Annotated in this window: 14 protein-coding genes; 10 read left to right on the top strand and 4 right to left on the bottom strand. The window is 62.6% G+C overall.

The annotated features are described in order from the left end of the window. Positions 1-35 precede the first annotated feature (35 nt). The 5 genes from AC5WNJ_RS11655 (at position 36) to AC5WNJ_RS11635 (ending at position 5,011) form a co-directional block, all read left to right on the top strand. The gene (locus AC5WNJ_RS11655) at positions 36-854 is read left to right on the top strand and encodes an enoyl-CoA hydratase (protein WP_495929749.1); all 819 of its coding nucleotides are present in this window, start codon (positions 36-38) and stop codon (positions 852-854) included. Further along, positions 851-2,035: an enoyl-CoA hydratase/isomerase family protein gene (locus AC5WNJ_RS11650; RefSeq protein WP_495929748.1), complete on the top strand. Its 1,185-nt coding sequence runs from the start codon at positions 851-853 to the stop codon at positions 2,033-2,035. The genes AC5WNJ_RS11655 and AC5WNJ_RS11650 overlap by 4 nt, the downstream gene beginning before the upstream one ends. 85 nt (positions 2,036-2,120) lie before the next feature. Then, entirely contained in the window at positions 2,121-3,035 is a 915-nt protein-coding gene (mmsB, locus tag AC5WNJ_RS11645; RefSeq protein WP_348470746.1) for a 3-hydroxyisobutyrate dehydrogenase, read from the top strand. A 62-nt stretch (positions 3,036-3,097) separates the two neighbouring features. Continuing rightward, the gene (locus AC5WNJ_RS11640) at positions 3,098-3,511 is read left to right on the top strand and encodes a rhodanese-like domain-containing protein (RefSeq protein WP_495929747.1); all 414 of its coding nucleotides are present in this window, start codon (positions 3,098-3,100) and stop codon (positions 3,509-3,511) included. Positions 3,512-3,631: 120 nt separating this feature from the next. Beyond that, on the top strand, positions 3,632-5,011 hold the full coding sequence (locus tag AC5WNJ_RS11635; protein WP_176677563.1) for an MATE family efflux transporter: 1,380 nt from the start codon (positions 3,632-3,634) through the stop codon (positions 5,009-5,011). 134 nt (positions 5,012-5,145) lie between these two features. Here AC5WNJ_RS11635 and ppnP read toward each other — a convergent pair whose 3' ends face one another. Continuing rightward, positions 5,146-5,433: a pyrimidine/purine nucleoside phosphorylase gene (gene ppnP / locus AC5WNJ_RS11630; protein ID WP_495929746.1), complete on the bottom strand. Its 288-nt coding sequence runs from the start codon at positions 5,431-5,433 to the stop codon at positions 5,146-5,148. Positions 5,434-5,514: 81 nt separating this feature from the next. Then, a complete protein-coding gene (ppsR, locus tag AC5WNJ_RS11625) occupies positions 5,515-6,348 on the bottom strand; it encodes a posphoenolpyruvate synthetase regulatory kinase/phosphorylase PpsR (protein WP_043331317.1) in 834 nt (277 codons plus the stop codon). Between the two features lie 395 nt (positions 6,349-6,743). On the opposite strand from ppsR, the gene ppsA reads away from it, so the two are divergent. Then, positions 6,744-9,131, top strand: a complete 2,388-nt coding sequence (gene ppsA, locus AC5WNJ_RS11620; protein WP_495929745.1) for a phosphoenolpyruvate synthase — start codon at positions 6,744-6,746, stop codon at positions 9,129-9,131. A 435-nt stretch (positions 9,132-9,566) separates the two neighbouring features. Continuing rightward, positions 9,567-10,847, top strand: a complete 1,281-nt coding sequence (locus AC5WNJ_RS11615) for a dicarboxylate/amino acid:cation symporter (protein WP_495929744.1) — start codon at positions 9,567-9,569, stop codon at positions 10,845-10,847. An 89-nt stretch (positions 10,848-10,936) separates the two neighbouring features. Here the strand turns inward: AC5WNJ_RS11615 and rraA are convergent, their stop codons facing one another. Then, entirely contained in the window at positions 10,937-11,437 is a 501-nt protein-coding gene (gene rraA / locus AC5WNJ_RS11610; RefSeq protein ID WP_043331314.1) for a ribonuclease E activity regulator RraA, read from the bottom strand. A 334-nt stretch (positions 11,438-11,771) separates the two neighbouring features. On the opposite strand from rraA, the gene AC5WNJ_RS11605 reads away from it, so the two are divergent. Continuing rightward, the gene (locus AC5WNJ_RS11605) at positions 11,772-12,392 is read left to right on the top strand and encodes a porin family protein (protein WP_495929743.1); all 621 of its coding nucleotides are present in this window, start codon (positions 11,772-11,774) and stop codon (positions 12,390-12,392) included. A 185-nt stretch (positions 12,393-12,577) separates the two neighbouring features. Here AC5WNJ_RS11605 and acnB read toward each other — a convergent pair whose 3' ends face one another. Further along, positions 12,578-15,181, bottom strand: a complete 2,604-nt coding sequence (gene acnB, locus AC5WNJ_RS11600) for a bifunctional aconitate hydratase 2/2-methylisocitrate dehydratase (RefSeq protein ID WP_176678420.1) — start codon at positions 15,179-15,181, stop codon at positions 12,578-12,580. 419 nt (positions 15,182-15,600) lie between these two features. On the opposite strand from acnB, the gene AC5WNJ_RS11595 reads away from it, so the two are divergent. Both AC5WNJ_RS11595 and AC5WNJ_RS11590 read left to right on the top strand, forming a co-directional pair. Beyond that, complete coding sequence (locus AC5WNJ_RS11595; protein ID WP_176677560.1) at positions 15,601-16,095, top strand: DUF1289 domain-containing protein; 495 nt, start codon at positions 15,601-15,603, stop codon at positions 16,093-16,095. Between the two features lie 118 nt (positions 16,096-16,213). Next, positions 16,214-16,924, top strand: coding sequence for a MiaE family protein (locus AC5WNJ_RS11590; RefSeq protein ID WP_253061531.1), 711 nt, complete (start codon positions 16,214-16,216; stop codon positions 16,922-16,924). The last annotated feature ends 28 nt before the right edge of the window (positions 16,925-16,952 follow it).

The raw sequence follows: 16,952 nt of genomic DNA, 5'->3' as shown, positions 1-16,952 counted from the left end.
TTGTCATTGGTTACCATCTTTCAGGGAGTTACATGATGTCATCCAGTCAAGGGCCATGCCTCGTTCTCGAGAAGGATCGTCATATCGCCCGGGTCACCATCAACAACCCGCCGGCCAACACCTGGACGGAAGCGTCCTTGATCGAGCTGGAGCAGCTGCTCGATGAGCTGGAGGGCGATGGCAGCATAAGTGCGGTGGTGATCACCGGTGAGGGCGACAAGTTCTTCTCTGCCGGGGCCGATCTCAAGACCTTCGCCGATGGCGACAAGGGCGTCGCCGCCACCATGGCGCGTCGCTTCGGGCTCGCCTTCGAACGGCTGGCCAACTTCCCGGGCGTGACGATCGCCGCCGTCAATGGCTACGCGATGGGCGGCGGGCTCGAGTGCGCGCTGGCCTGCGACATGCGTATCGTCGAACGTCAGGCCAGGCTGGCGCTGCCGGAGGCCAAGGTGGGGCTGTTGCCGTGTGCGGGCGGCACCCAGCACCTGCCGTGGCTGGTCGGCGAAGGCTGGGCCAAGCGCATGATCCTGTGTGGGGAACAGGTAGACGCCGAGACCGCCGGTCGCATCGGACTGGCGGAAGAGGTGGTCGAGACCGGCCAGAGCTTCGAGCGCGCACTGGCGATCGCCGAGAGCGTCGCCAACCAGAGTCCGAGCGCTGTGGCACGCTGCAAGGCGTTGATCATGTCGTCGCGCCATCGCGGCATGAGCGATGGCCTGCGCATGGAGCGCGAGCTGTTCGTCGAGCTGTTCGATGACCCCAACCAGAAGGAAGGCGTGAGTGCCTTCCTCGAGAAGCGCGCCCCGCAGTGGGTCTCGCGTCAGGAAGAGGTGAAGGAAGGAGGGCGCTCATGAGCCAGATAGAAGGTGTCACTGCCAGGGCCGCGACCGAGGTCGAGGCGCCCGTGGTGTTCGAGACGCGTCGCGCCCGCGACGGCAAGCAGCTGGGCATCGTGCGCCTGAACGCGCCGCGTTCGCTGAATGCGCTGTCGCTGGCCATGATCGAGCGCATCGAGGCGCAGCTGGATGCCTGGGAGCTGGACAGCAGCATCGCCATGGTGTGGCTGGAAGGTGCCGGCGAGCGTGCGCTGTGTGCCGGTGGCGATATCGTGGCGCTCTATCAGGCGATGACCACGGCGCCTGCCAGCGAAGGCGCAGACCCCCTCGAGGCGCTGGATGATTTCTTCGCCACCCGCTACTTCACCGCCGAATACCGGCTCGATCATCGCCTGCATACCTTCCCCAAGCCGCTGCTGGTGTGGGGTGGCGGCATCGTGATGGGCGGTGGCATGGGGCTGTTCGCCGGCGGCTGTGAGCGCGTGGTCACCGAGAGTTCACGACTGGCGATGCCGGAAGTCAGCATCGGTCTGTATCCGGATGTCGGTGCCAGCTGGCTGCTCAATCGCCTGCCGCGTGGCATCGGAGAATATCTCGGCGCGACCGGTGCGCAACTGAATGCCCGCGATGCGCTGGATCTGGGGCTTGCGACACGCCTGATTCCCGATGAACAGCGCGAGGCGCTCAAGCAGGCGCTGTGCGAGGGGGAATTCGGCCGTCATCCGTCGCGACATCTGAGCCAGGTACTGAGCGAGTTCGAGCGCCGTGAACTGGCGCCGCCGGGGCAGGTGCTGCCGCTCTTCGATCACATCCAGCAGCTGGTCGCCGGGCATGAAGTGCTGAAGGCCTGCCAGCGGATCCTCGATGACCCCCAGGCGCGCAGTGACTGCAATGCGTGGCTGTACGCCAACCGCGAGCGTCTGCTGGCCGGCTGCCCCAGCTCACCGCATCTGGTATTTCGCATGCTGGCACGCCATCGCCACTCCTCGCTGGCGGAAGCCTTCCGCGACGAGCTGACCCTGTCGGTGCGCTGCTGCATGGGCACCGAGCTTGCCGAAGGGGTGCGCGCCCTGCTGATCGACAAGGACAAGCAGCCGCAGTGGGCCTATGCCTCGATCGCCCAGGTCTCCGAGGAATACATCGATGGCTTCTTCGCACCGCTATGGGAAGAGGATGAGCATCCGCTGATGGACCTCTGAGCACGCTTTTCAGCAAAGGCGGCAGGCGCAGACTTGCTGCTGTACGCCAATGACAACAAGAACCTGTTCACAAGGAAGCATTGCCATGACATCCATCGGTTTCATCGGACTCGGCAACATGGGCGGGCCCATGGCGCTCAATCTGGTCAAGGCTGGCCATGCGGTAAGGGTCTTCGACCTGGTCGAGTCGGCCATGAACGAGCTGGTCGAGGCGGGTGCCACCCGCGCGGCATCTCCCGGAGAGGTCGTCGAGGGTGTCGAGGTGTTGATCAGCATGCTGCCGGCCGGTCAGCACGTACGAAAGCTCTATCTGGGTGACAAGGAAGACGGCGCGGGTGGCCTCCTGGCCACGCTCGATGCCTCGGTGCTGGTGATCGACGCCTCAACCATCGCGCCGGATGACGCCCGTCTGGTCGCGCGCCACGCCGCCGAGCGTGGCATCACCTTCATGGACGCCCCGGTGTCCGGCGGGGTCGGTGGTGCGCGTGCCGGCACGCTGAGCTTCATCGTCGGCGGCGAGGCCGACGGCTATGCGCGTGCCGTGCCGCTGCTGGAAGTGATGGGCAAGAATCTGTTCCATGCCGGCCCGGCCGGCAGCGGCCAGGTCGCCAAGATCTGCAACAACATGCTGCTGGGTATCCTGATGAGTGGCACCGCCGAGGCGCTGGCGCTGGGGGTCAAGAACGGACTGGACCCGGCCGTGCTCTCGGAGGTGATGAAGCAGTCATCTGGCGGCAACTGGGCGCTCAACGTCTACAATCCCTGGCCTGGCGTGATGGAAGCTGCACCGGCATCCAATGATTATCAGGGCGGTTTTCTGGTCGATCTGATGACCAAGGACCTCGGCCTTGCCTGGGAGATGGCGCTGGGCTCGAAATCGGCGGTGCCAATGGGCTCCCAGGCGCGTAATCTGTTCGTCCAGCATGCTGCCCAGGGTGCAGGACGCCTCGATTTCTCGAGCATCCAGCGCTTCTATCGCTGTGGCGAGGCGGATGCGTGAGCTGTCACGCCGCCAGCCGCTGACAGGCATCCGAGGACAACATCATCTGCAAGGAGCACCACATGATTCGACCGGTCAGTGAGCTGGTAGCCGCCGCCGAGACGGAGATCGAGACCCTGTCGCCCCGTGAGCTGCGCGAGGCGCTGGAAGAGGCGCGCGCTGGCGGCACACCGCTGACGCTGGTGGACATCCGCGATGTGCGTGAGCTGGAGCGCGAAGGGCGCATCCCCGGCGCCATCCACGCGCCGCGCGGCATGCTGGAGTTCTGGGTCGACCCGGTCTCGCCCTATCACCGCGCCGACTTCGCGCGCGAGGGGCGCTATGTGCTGTTCTGCGCTGGCGGGTTGCGCTCGGCGCTGGCCACCAAGTCGCTCAAGGACATGGGCTTCGGGCCGGTGGCCCATCTGGGGGGCGGCTTCGCGGCCTGGCGCGAGGCGGGGGGAGAGATCGTCTCGCCCTTCATGCAGGGCAACTGATGCAGCGCGGGAATGCTCGACGCGATCCGGCGTTGCCCCTCACCTGATACGCTGATGCTTTACACTGTTCGACCCCGCTGGCGCCTCGCCGGTCGGGGTCGTTTTCTGTCCGGAGCCTGTATGTCTGACCCTGATACCCCTGCCACCCCCAAACGTGCCTCGTCTCGACGTGGTACGCGTGACCTGCTGCGTGACCCGATTGCCTCGACGCTGGCCCGCATGACGGGGCCGGTGATCGGCGGCATCGTCACCATGATGCTGTTCAACCTGGTAGATGCCTGGTTCATCGCCCAGCTGGGCACCGCGGAGCTGGCGGCGGTGACCATGACCTTCCCGGTCACCTTCGGCGTGATCAGCATCGCCATCGGGCTGTCCATTGGCACCACCGCCGTGGTGGGGCGCAGGCTGGGGCGTGGCGAGTTCGAGACCGTCAAGGCGCGCACCACGGATTCCAGTCTGCTGGGGCTGCTGCTGGGGCTGGTGATGCTGGTGCTGGGGCTTGCCAGCATCGGGCCACTGTTCGGGCTGCTGGGAGCCGATGACACCCTGATGCCACATATCCGCGACTACATGCAGGTGTGGTATTTCGGCGCGCCCTTCGTATTGCTGCCGCGTGTACTGGGCAGCGTGCTGCGCGCCGAGGGCAATACGCTGGTGCCTTCGCTGGTGATGGCGGCGGCGGGGGTGCTCAATGCGCTGCTCGACCCGCTGCTGATCTTCGGTATCGGCGGCTGGCAGGGCATGGGCGTGGCGGGTGCGGCGCTGGCCACGGTGCTGGCATGGCTGGCGATGACGCTGGGCTTGCTGGCTTTGCCACTGCTGCGTGCGCGACTCGATTTTCGTCACCTGAGCGTGACGCGGCTGGTGACATCATGGCGCGAGATCGGGGCGATCGGCTTGCCTGCCGCGCTGACCAGCGTGATGACGCCGATTGCCACCGCGTTGGTCACGCGTATCGTCAGTCAGCATGGCCACGCGGCGGTGGCGGCTTACGGTATCGGTTCACGCATCGAGTCGCTGGCGCTGATTCTGGTGCTGGCGTTGTCCATGACGCTGTCGCCCTTCATCAGCCAGAACGATGGCGCTGGCCAGCAGAAGCGCGTGTGGCGCGCCATCCACGGCGTGCTGGCCTTCATTCTCGTCTGGCAGCTGGTCGTCTGGTTGGGGCTGGGGCTGGGCGGTGAGTGGATCGCGGCGCGTTTCGCCGAGAGTGAGGAGGTCGCGGGTTTGGTCAGCACCTATCTGTGGCTGATTCCCGCCGCACTCGGTGCCCAGGGCGTGATCATCCTCGCCAACTCCAGCCTCAATGCGCTGCACAAGCCGCGCCGCGCGATGACACTCTCGCTGGTGCGCCTGTTCGCCTTGCTGGTGCCGCTGGCCTGGCTGGGCGGCGCTCTGTATGGCGTGATCGGCATCTTTGCCGGCGTAGCGACAAGTTACCTGTTGATGGGTGGCATCAGTTATCTGGCGCTGCGTTCGGTACTCAGACAGCGGGCCTGAGCCTGGTATCGAGAAGCTGCTGTCGTGACGAAAAAGCCGCCGTACCCTCTCGGGTCACGGCGGCTTTTTCATGCCTGGCTTTCAGTGCCTTGGGCTTTTGTTACCAGCGCCTCAGGCGGTTGTTTTCCAGTGCCTTAAGCGTCTTCGTACTTGCACATATAGGCGGACTCGACCGTGGTGCGCACCTCGAAGCTCTGGTTGGCTTCGACGATGAAGCTTTCACCGGCGGCGAGCTGATACCACTCTTCCGCGCCCGGCAGCAGTACCTGCATGTCGCCGCTAATCAGGGTCATGTACTCGCGTTGGCTGGTGGAAAACACGAATTCGCCGATGGCCATCACGCCGACCGTGGCAGGAAGGTCTGCGCTCTGGAAGGCGATGGAGGCCACCTGGCCGTCGAAGTAGTGGTTGGTGTTGAACATGGGAGGAATTCCTGCGTGGGTAGGTGTCGTCGTGGCCGACGTGTGTCGTGTTGTTCGATTAGTGATGACCTGGCGTCGAGGTCAGCGCGGTGAGAAGCGGCGCGCCAGGCCGGTCTCGGCGATCATGCGTGTCGAGATCTCTTCGATCGAGAACCGCGTGGTATCGATGTAGGGCACCTTGGAGCGGCGGAAGAGTGCCTCGGTCTGCTCGACTTCCTGCAGACACTGGTCGATCGAGCAGTAGCGGCTGTTGGGGCGACGCTCGGTACGGATGGCGGCCAGACGGCGCGGGTCGATGGTCAGCCCGAACAGCTTGTGACGATATTGCGCCAGTGAGGCGGGCATCTTGAGGGTACCGGACTCGTCCAGATCATCCTCGGTCAGCGGGTAGTTGGCCGCGCGGATGCCAAATTGCAGCGCCAGATACAGCGAGGTCGGGGTCTTGCCGCAGCGTGAGACGCCGATGAGGATGACGTCTGCCTTGTCGTATTGGTGCGTGCGCGCGCCATCATCGTTGTCGAGGGCGAAATGCACCGAATCGATGCGATTCATGTAGACGTCGTCCTGCCCGATGGAGTGGGTCTTGCCGACGCTGTAGGACGAGTGGGTGTCCAGTTCCTCTTCCAGCGGCTTGAGGAAGGTCGAGAAGATGTCGACCTTGAAACCTGAGGATTCGGAGATGATGTCGCGAATGTTCTGGTCGACGATGGTGTCGATGATGATCGGGCGCTCGCCGTCGTTGGCATGCGCGCTCTCGATGGCCTTGACCAGTGCCGTCGCCTTTTCGGCCGAATCGATATAGGGCTTGGTCACCATGCGGATGTCGGTGTTCTCGAACTGGGCCAGCAGACTGCGTCCCAGTGTCTCGGCGGTGATGCCGGTGCCATCGGAAATGAAGAAGGCGGTTCGGGTCATGACGGGCACTCGTGAAGAACGAATCGAAGACACCAGCCCGCTCAGGCTGTTGCCCCATGAAGACCCCAAGTGTCGGTGTTCACTGTCGCGCTTGCAATATCCGGCACAGGGCCAGTGGCGCGATATGAGAAATCCCGTGTTCCCGTTCTCCACCAAAGCGTCTTATGACTACATTCCTGTAGCGGCCGTTTCTGGCTTGTCGACATTTTCGCCGACGATGGCGACAGAACGTCTGAAAAAGGCTCAGGGTTGTAGTCCTCCTCCACTGACTAGCCGGTTAGACCAATGGCTAATGCTAGAGAGAGCTTGTTAGGGTGGCGTCATTGCTGAACGGAAGGCGGTTCATCGTCCTCCATCGGTCACTCGTTTCCATCCATTGGTACCAGGGGGTTCCCTTGTCACAGCAAGCCACATCCGAATACGTCGTCGATTTCGATCAGCTCGGCATGAACGATGTTGATCGCGTTGGCGGCAAGAACGCCTCGCTCGGTGAGATGATCTCCAATCTGGCCGATGCCGGTGTCACCGTGCCCGGCGGCTTTGCAACGACCTCCTTTGCCTATCGCGAGTTTCTGGCCCACGAAGGCCTCGACAAGCGTATCAATGCTGCCCTCGATGCTCTCGACGTGGACGACGTGGTCGAACTGGCGCGCGTCGGTGCCGAGATCCGTCAGTGGATCATCGACACGCCGCTGCCGCCGGCCTTCGAGGCCGAGATGGAACGTGCCTATGCCGAGCTTCAGACCCGACACCCGAACCTGAAGGTCGCCGTACGTTCTTCCGCCACCGCGGAAGACCTGCCGGATGCCTCCTTCGCCGGTCAGCAGGAAACCTTCCTCAACATCGAAGGCTTCGACAACATCAAGCGTGCGGTTCACGAGGTGTTCGCGTCACTGTTCAACGACCGCGCCATTTCCTACCGCGTGCACAAGGGCTTCGATCACTCACTGGTCGCACTGTCTGCCGGCGTACAGAAGATGGTGCGCTCCGAGACGGCCGCTTCCGGCGTGATGTTCACCCTGGATACCGAATCCGGCTACCGCGACGCCGTCTTCGTCACCGGCTCCTGGGGCCTGGGCGAGACCGTGGTGCAGGGCGCGGTCAATCCTGACGAGTTCTACGTCCACAAGACCACGTTGGCCGCTGGCCGCCCGGCGGTACTGCGCCGCAACCTGGGCTCCAAGCTGATCAAGATGGTCTACACCGACGACACCAGTGCGGGCCGTTCCGTCGAGACCGTCGACGTGCCGGTGCCGGACCGCCACCGTTTCTGCATCAGCGATGCCGATGTCGAGGCACTGGCGCGCCAGGCCATGATCATCGAGAAGCACTACCAGCGTCCGATGGACATCGAATGGGCGCGTGATGGCGACGACGGCAAGCTCTACATCGTCCAGGCGCGCCCGGAAACGGTCGTCAGCCAGGAAGAGGGCGGCAACCTCGAGCGCTTCCAGCTGCGCGAGAAGGGCCGCACTCTGGTCACCGGACGTGCCATCGGCCAGCGTATCGGCCAGGGTGCGGTGCGCGTGATCGACAACCCGGAGCAGATGGACAAGGTGCAGGTCGGCGACGTGCTGGTCACCGACATGACCGATCCGGACTGGGAGCCGGTCATGAAGCGCGCCTCCGCCATCGTCACCAACCGTGGCGGACGTACCTGCCACGCGGCGATCATCGCGCGTGAGCTGGGCATCCCGGCTGTGGTCGGCTGTGGCGACGCGACCTCGGTGCTTGCCGAAGGCCGCGAAGTGACGGTCTCCTGCGCCGAAGGCGATACCGGTCACGTCTATGACGGTATCCTCAACTTCGATCGCACCGTCACCAGCGTCAACGAGATGCCGGAGATTCCGTTCAAGATCATGATGAACGTCGGCAACCCGGACCGCGCCTTCAGCTTCTCGCGTCTGCCGAATGCCGGCGTGGGCCTGGCGCGTCTCGAGTTCATCATCAACCGCATGATCGGCGTGCACCCCAAGGCGCTGCTTGACTACGCCACCCTGCCCATCGACCTGCAGCAGACCATTGATGCGCGCACTGCCGGCTACGCAAGCCCGGTCGACTTCTACGTCGACAAGCTGGTCGAGGGTATCTCCACCCTGGCGGCCGCCTTCCACCCGCAGAAGGTCATCGTGCGCATGTCGGACTTCAAGTCCAACGAGTACGAGAATCTGATCGGCGGCAAGATGTATGAGCCGGGCGAAGAGAACCCGATGCTGGGCTTCCGTGGTGCCTCGCGCTACGTGTCCGACACCTTCCGTGACTGCTTCGATCTGGAGTGCCGTGCCCTCAAGCGCGTACGTGACGAGATGGGGCTGACCAACGTCGAGATCATGGTGCCCTTCGTGCGCACCACCGGCGAGGCGGAGCAGGTCATCAAGCTGCTGGGCGAGAATGGTCTGGTACGTGGCGAGAACGGCCTGCGTGTCATCATGATGTGCGAGCTGCCGACCAACGCGCTGCTGGCGGACCAGTTCCTCGAGCACTTCGATGGCTTCTCCATCGGCTCCAACGACCTGACCCAGTTGACCCTGGGGCTGGACCGTGACTCCGGCATCGTCGCCCACCTGTTCGATGAACGGAATGCGGCGGTCAAGCAGCTGATGTCGATGGCGATTCGTGCCTGCAAGGCGCAGGGCAAGTATGTCGGCATCTGTGGTCAGGGCCCGTCAGACCATCCGGAGCTTGCCAAGTGGCTGATGGAAGAGGGCATCGACAGTGTCTCCCTCAACCCGGATTCCGTGCTGGAAACCTGGTTCATGCTGGCGGACAAGGAGCTGGTATGACCCAGACTCCCCACGACGGTGACCTGATGCGCTGAGGCGCAGACAGTCGTTGTCACCCAGGGCGCCCATCGCACTCGACGTGCGGTGGGCGCTTTTCGTTTCGTGGCCTGAAACCTGAAAGATTGGTCAGCTCAAACATTAGACCAATGGGGGAGAATGCGGCCCAAAGACGTCAGTTAGTAACAAATAGCAACAAAATGATCTCGATTGCGCGACTAAAGGATTATCCTTCTGTCTTATGTAAAAAAGGCAGTCATTTATAATCCCAGCCACCCTGCTGACCACAATATTCATGGTGCCTATGAATCCAAGGTAACCATGAGTCCAAGGCGACCATGAGTCCATGGTGACCATGACGGCAGGCCTCACCGGTAGCCAGCAACGCGGTGGCACGCAACAACCGACCTTTCAGACACAATCCAAGGTAGTCGTAACGTGAAACAGTCTTTATGGAAAAACATCGGCGTCCAGGTCGTCATCGCCATGATCCTGGGTGCCGGTGTCGGGGCGTACATGGGCGAAGACGCCTCGATGTTCGCGCCACTGGGCGAGCTGTTCATTCACCTGATCAAGATGCTGGTCGTGCCGCTGATCGCGGTCTCCATCGTGTCGGGCGCCGCCAATCTGGGTGACAGCCCTTCCGCCGGCAAGATCGGTCTCTCCACCTTCGCCTTCTTCATGCTGACCTCGGCCGTGGCCGTGATGCTGGCGCTGGTGATGGGGCATGTCTTCCAGCCGGGCAGCGGAGTGGACCTGGAAAGCGCCAAGGGCATGTTCTCCAATGCCTACGCGGACAAGGGCAGCGTGCCGGGCGTGATGGACACCATTCTTGGCATGGTGCCGACCAATATCTTCGGTGCACTCACCGATGCCAATATCCTGCAGATCCTGGTGTTCTGCCTGTTCCTCGGCATTGGCCTGTCCAAGACCGGTGAGCGGGGCAAGCCGCTGATCGAAGGCCTGAACACCGTCATCGAAGCCTTCGTGTGGATGATCAACGTGGTGATGCTGATCGCGCCGATCGGCGTCTTCGGCCTGATGGCGGACGCTGTCGGCACCTTCGGCTTCGATGTACTGACGCTGGTGATGAAGCTGTTCCTCGTCTATATGGGCGCCATTCTCATCTACGGCTTCGTGTTCTACCCGCTGGTGGTCAAGTTCGGCTCTGACGTGCCGCTGGGTCGCTTCATGTCCGCGATGAAGAAGCCGCAGGCCGTCGCGCTGTCCACGGCGTCCTCCATGGCGACCCTGCCGGTCACCATGGAAGTCTGCGAGAAGGAGCTGGGCCTCAAGAATGCCACCTCTGCCTTCGTGCTGCCGCTGGGCGCGACCATCAACATGAGCGGCAATGCCATCTATTACGGGCTGGTGGCGATGTTCTTCGCCCAGGTCTTCGATGTCGATCTCGGATTCTCCGCCTACGCCGCCATCGTGTTCACCGCGACTCTGGGTGCCATCGGCCAGGCCGGTGTACCGGGGCCGTCGTTCCTGGTGGTCGCCGTGCTGCTGGCTGCCGGTATCCCCATCGAAGGCCTGCCGCTGCTGTTCGCGCTGGATCGTATCTTCGACATGACGCGTACCGCGCTCAACATCACTGGTGACGCTGCCTGCGCCGCCGTGGTGGACCGCTTCGCGCGTGCCGATGATACGGCTGCGGACTCTCAGGCCAGTGCTCAAGCTGGTTCACGGGCCGCTGAGCCCGCCAGCACTCGCTGAGCCCTCACTCTGACGCGAAACGCCCCCGCAACCTGCCTGGTTGCGGGGGCGTTTTCATTGCGGCGCACACAGCGGTGCGAGACGGCGACTCAGGGCGTCGGCTGGGTACGGATCAGCGCTTCCTTGGCGGTGATGACGCCATTGTTGTCGGCATAGAGGTAGTCGCCAGGCACGATGGTGACGCCCGCGAAGGTGACCGGAATATCACGCTGGCCTTCGCCGCGCTTGATGCTGGGGCGCGGATAGCAGCCCAGTGCCTGCACGCCGAGATTGGTGGCGTGGATCTCATCCACATCGCGGATGCAGCCATACATGATCACGCCGGCCCAGCCACTCTTGGCGGCCTGTTCGGCGAGCATGTCGCCCAGCATCGCGCAGCGCATCGAGCCGCCGGCATCGACGACTAGGACGCGGCCTGCGCCGGGCTCCGCGACGGCTTCCTTGACCAGCGAGTTGTCCTCGAAGCACTTGATGGTCACGACTTCGCCACCGAAGGACTCGACGCCGCCGTAATTGATGAACAGCGGCTCGAGCACCTGCACGTCGGGGAACTCATCGCAGAGGTCGGGGGTGGAGATGGGATGCGTCATGTCGTATTCCTTGTGCTGGTCGGCCACGGCAGGCCGCTTGAGGGACGGAGCGCTGGCGATTGCTGCAATGCCACAACGTCGAGAATGCCCGATGCGCCAGGGCTTTGCACCTGTGCGAAGGGCTAAGTGGGTCTCGGGCACGCGCAAGTGGAGGGGGCGGGAAGGACACGAGGACATGTTGCTGACTGGCGACGTGACAAGTAGTCAAAACGCCACTCTTGAAACACTGTTCTATATCTACGACGATGCTTCTGCAACCCATGACAGGCGCCGTTTTACCGTCAGTGTCCGGCCGGCTGTTGCCTGTGCCGCCCATTGGATCAAGGAGCAATACATGAGCAAGTCACGTCTTCTGGCCGCCCCGTTGGCTACCGTTTCCTTCGCCGCTCTCGCTCTGGCGCTCAGTGGCCACGCTCAGGCAGCAGGCAAAACCAGCGAAGGGCTCTACATCGGTGCCGGTACCGGCTTCTCCAGCCTTGAGAACGATGATTCCGATGAGGCCGGTGACTTCATCGAATCCGGCAGCGATGACTTCGATGTGGATGATGACGACAACGTCTACAAGGCCTTCGTGGGCTATCAGTACAATCCGTACTTCGCCACAGAGGCCTTCTACACCGACCTGGGAACTGTCCGGCTCAAGGGCAATGACTTAAGCAATACCGATCTCGAGTCCAAGGCCTATGGTGTGAACGTGGTGGGAATCCTGCCCATCGGTCAGTACTTCTCGCTGTTCGCCAAGGCGGGGATGGCCAAGTGGGAAACCGATGTCGACGGCAATCTGGGCAATTCCAGCGTCGACCTGAAGGACAACGACGGCTTTGATCCGGTCTATGGCGCCGGCGCACAGGTCAATCTGGACCCGTTCCTGATCCGTGCCGAGTACGAGCGCTATGACTTCGACAGCGATTATCAGGTGGATGCCTTCACCGCCTCGGTTGGCTACAAGTTCTGAGGCAGGGCGCTTGCATCCACTGAGCTTATCGCAGGCATGAAAGAATGAGCTTGTCGCAGGCATGAAAAAACGGGCCGTCCCTTGAGGGGCGGCCCGTTTCGTTGTCTGGCACTACGCCAGTTGCATGACGCCAATGCTGCTGTAAGGGGGGAGCCATGCAGGGGGCAGCATGACTCCCCGCCTGATCAGGCTTCCTGGGTGACCGGAATCACGTTGGACGCGGCGTTCTGGAACTCTTCGATCTCATGGAAGTTCAGGTAGCGATAGATCTCGCCCGCCATGGCATCGAATTCGCCCATGTAGCCCTGATATTCCTCGACGGTCGGCAGACGACCGACCACGGCTGCGATGGCCGCAAGCTCGGCAGAGGCCAGGAATACGTTGGCGCCGTCGCCCAGGCGGTTCGGGAAGTTGCGCGTGGAGGTGGACACCACGGTGGACTTGGCAGCCACACGTGCCTGGTTACCCATGCACAGTGAGCAGCCCGGCATCTCCATGCGCGCGCCGGCACGGCCATAGATGCCGTAATAGCCTTCTTCGGTCAGCTGGTGCTGGTCCATCTTGGTCGGCGGAGCCAGCCACAGCTTGGTCTTCAGGCTACCGGCCGGCTGCTTCTCGAGCAGCTTGCCCGCAGCACGGAAGTGACCGATGTTGGTCATGCACGAGCCGATGAAGACTTCGTCGATCTTCTGACCGGCGACGTCTGACAGCAGACGGGCATCGTCGGGATCGTTCGGCGCACACAGCACCGGCTGGTCGATCTCGGAGAGGTCGATCTCGATGATCTCGGCGTATTCCGCGTTCTCGTCGGCACGCATCTGGCTCGGATTGGCCAGCCACTCTTCCATGCCCGCGATACGACGCTCGATGGTACGGGCATCGCCGTAACCGTTGGCGATCATCCACTTGAGCAGGGTGATGTTGGACTTCAGGTACTCGGTCACGCTCTCGTCGGACAGCGTGATGGTACAACCGGCGGCGGAACGCTCGGCAGAGGCGTCGGACAGCTCGAAGGCCTGTTCGGCCGTCAGATCTTCCAGACCCTCGATTTCCAGAATGCGGCCAGAGAAGGCGTTCTTCTTGTTGGCCTTGTCGACGGTCAGCAGACCCTGCTTGATGGCGTACAGCGGGATGGCGTGGACCAGGTCACGCAGGGTGATGCCCGGACGACGTTCGCCCTTGAAGCGCACCAGGATGGATTCCGGCATATCCAGCGGCATCACGCCAGTGGCGGCGGCGAAGGCCACCAGGCCAGAACCCGCCGGGAAGGAGATACCCATCGGGAAGCGGGTGTGGGAATCACCACCGGTACCGACGGTGTCCGGCAGCAGCATGCGGTTCAGCCACGAGTGGATGATGCCGTCGCCCGGACGCAGGGAGACGCCGCCGCGGTTCATGATGAAGTCGGGCAGGGTGTGGTGAGTCTCGACGTCGACCGGCTTCGGATAGGCGGCGGTGTGACAGAAGGACTGCATCACCAGGTCGGCCTGGAAGCCCAGGCATGCCAGGTCCTTCAGCTCGTCGCGGGTCATCGGGCCAGTGGTGTCCTGGGAGCCGACGGTGGTCATCTTCGGCTCGCAGTACATGCCCGGACGCACGCCCGGCATGTTGCAGGCCTTGCCGACCATCTTCTGCGCGAGGGTGAAGCCCTTGCCGGTATCCTTGGGCTGCTCCGGCAGGCGGAAGACGTCAGACGCTTCCAGACCCAGCTCGGTACGCGCCTTGTCGGTCAGACCGCGACCGATGATCAGCGGAATACGACCGCCGGCACGCACTTCATCCAGCAGGACCTGAGTCTTGAGGGAGAAGGTGGAGACGACTTCGTCAGTGTCGTGACGGCAGACCTTGCCTTCGTACGGGTAGATGTCGATGACATCGCCCATGGCCATCTTTTCGACGTCCATCTCGATGGGCAGGGCACCGGCATCTTCCATGGTATTGAAGAAGATCGGGGCGATCTTGTTGCCGATGCAGAAGCCGCCAGCGCGCTTGTTGGGCACGAACGGGATGTCGTCGCCGAAGAACCACAGCACGGAGTTGGTGGCGGACTTGCGGGAAGAACCGGTACCGACCACGTCACCGACGTAGGCGACCGGGAAGCCCTTGGCCTTCACTTCCTCGATCTGGGCCAGCGGGCCGACGACGCCATCTTCCTGCGGGCTGATGCCTTCACGCGGGTTCTTGAGCATCGCGTTGGCGTGCAGCGGGATGTCCGGGCGTGACCAGGCGTCAGGCGCCGGAGACAGGTCATCGGTGTTGGTCTCGCCCGGCACCTTGAAGACGGCCAGCGAGATCTTCTCGGCCAGCGCCGGCTTGGACAGGAACCATTCGGCGTCGGCCCAGGACTGCAGCACGGCCTGGGCGACGGCGTTGCCGGCCTTGGCGCGCTCTGCGACATCGTGGAAGGCGTCGAACATCAGCAGGGTGTGCTTGAGCTGTTCGCCGGCTTCCTTGGCCAGGCTCTCATCGTCCAGCAGCTCGACCAGCGTGGCGATGTTGTAACCGCCCTGCATGGTGCCAAGCAGCTTGACGGCATGTGTCTTGTCGATCAGCGGAGATGCGGCTTCGCCACGTACGATGGCGGTCAGGAAGCCAGCCTTGACGTAGGCGGCTTCATCAACGCCCGGGGGAATGCGATTGGTGAACAGATCGAGGATGAACTCTTCTTCACCGGCCAGCGGGTTCTTGAGCAGTTCGACCAGTTCGGCGGTCTGTTCGGCATTCAGCGGCTTTGCCGGGATGCCCTGCTGGGCGCGTTCTTCAACCTGTTGACGGTAGGCTTCAAGCACGTGGGAGACCCTCATCTGTAATCGTGTCGAAATGCGCGGGCCAGTCGTCTTGAAGACGCAGGGCATGGCACCTCGAGGCTTCTTGCGGGTAATTCAAGCGTCTTATTGCGAGCGAATCAGGCGCTACGGGGCGAATGCGAGTCTACTCAACTTTGTCGACAATGTTAAGGAGCGCCCAGTGGCGGGGGCTGAGACTTTGGTCGCCTATTGCGGCATAACATCCTGATATTTCATCTGATTGTCAGGAAGTCACGCTGAGAAAACACTATGCGGCAACCCTGATGACGCGCTGATGACGCCCAGCACGCCGCTGACAAGGGGCCCTTTTGGCGCAGGCGGCGCGATGCTGTCGGCTCTCGGGTACGCACGGTATGATGGGGGGTACCCCGAATCACACTTTCCGCCTCCCCGAGGGCAACATGAGCCGTATTCTTTCTCCTTGCGTAGGTGTCTGCTCCACTACGGTCGGCGATAGCGTCTGTCGCGGCTGCCAGCGTCATGATCATGAGATCCTGGCCTGGTTCGGCTATGACAGTGACCAGCGCGCCCAGCGCATGCTGGCACTGGACGAGCTGCGCAGTCAGGTCGCCGCCCGCTGGCTGCGCGTCGCCGATGACGCCATGCTGGCCGAGCAGCTTACCCGCCATCGCATCCGTTTCCGTGCCGAGCAGTCGGCTCTGTCACGCGCCGTTGAGCTGCTGCGTGTCGGGCGTACCCGCATCAAGGACCTGTCAGCGTATGGCATCGCGCCACTGGATCATGCGCGAGCACTTGAGCCCGAACAGCTTTTTGCTCATATAAACGATGAAATCATGGTGGAAGCGGCAAAGCGTGCCGATAATGATATGAACTCCGTCGTTGAGGTGTCTCCTGTCAGTCAGCAGCAGACGCAAGCGAGCGAGACAAAAGACTGACGTGATAATGAATTCAATGACCGACGTGACCGAGCGCAATGTGATTGCGCCTGAGCAGAGCAGGCAGCATGATGATGTTCATGCTGGGCAGTATGGCGAGAGTGAGGCCGGGACGTACATGATTGCAGCGTCGCAGGGGCCAAGCGATGAAGATACCGATGCCTTGCTGCCGGCGTCACTGCTGGCCTTTCTGCCCTGCAGGACGCCCCTGAGCTGGGTCGAGGCGGCGCTTGAGAATCCGGAGCTGTTGCTGATCGATCATGCGCAGTGCGAGAAGAAAGCCGCCTCCACCGCCATGAGCCTGATGTACCGCTACGTGAACCGGCCACTGCTGTTGACCAAGATGTCACAGTTGGCGCGCGAAGAGCTGCTGCACTTCGAGCAGGTGGTCGGGCTGATGGAGAAGCGGGGCATCGCCTATCGGCATATTAAGGCCTCGCGCTATGCCGAAGCCTTGCGCCAGCAGGTCAGGGACGAAGACCCGCAACGCCTGGTGGACATCCTGCTGATCGGGGCCCTGATAGAGGCAAGGTCATGTGAGCGCTTCGCGCGCCTCATCCCGTATCTGGAACCAGAGCTTGCAAAGTTCTATCGCACTTTGGTTAAGTCAGAAGGACGTCACTATGAGGATTACCTCATGTTGGCAGAGCAATACACCAATGAACCACTGGCCCCCCGTCTCGCGGTGCTACGTGAAGTGGAACGAGAGCTGATCGAAACCCCCGACGCTGTCTTCCGCTTCCACAGTGGTCAGCCGAGCGCACGACGGGCAGCGCGCGCCTCGGTCAGGGTGGGCCGAGACGCGATGGATCAAGGCACGAGAGACTAAGGCAAGGATCAAGGACAGGGGATCACCG

The sequence above is a fragment of the Cobetia sp. PDI-23MA genome (genome assembly GCF_059507735.1).
This window is presented reverse-complemented; position numbering and strand designations above follow the sequence as displayed.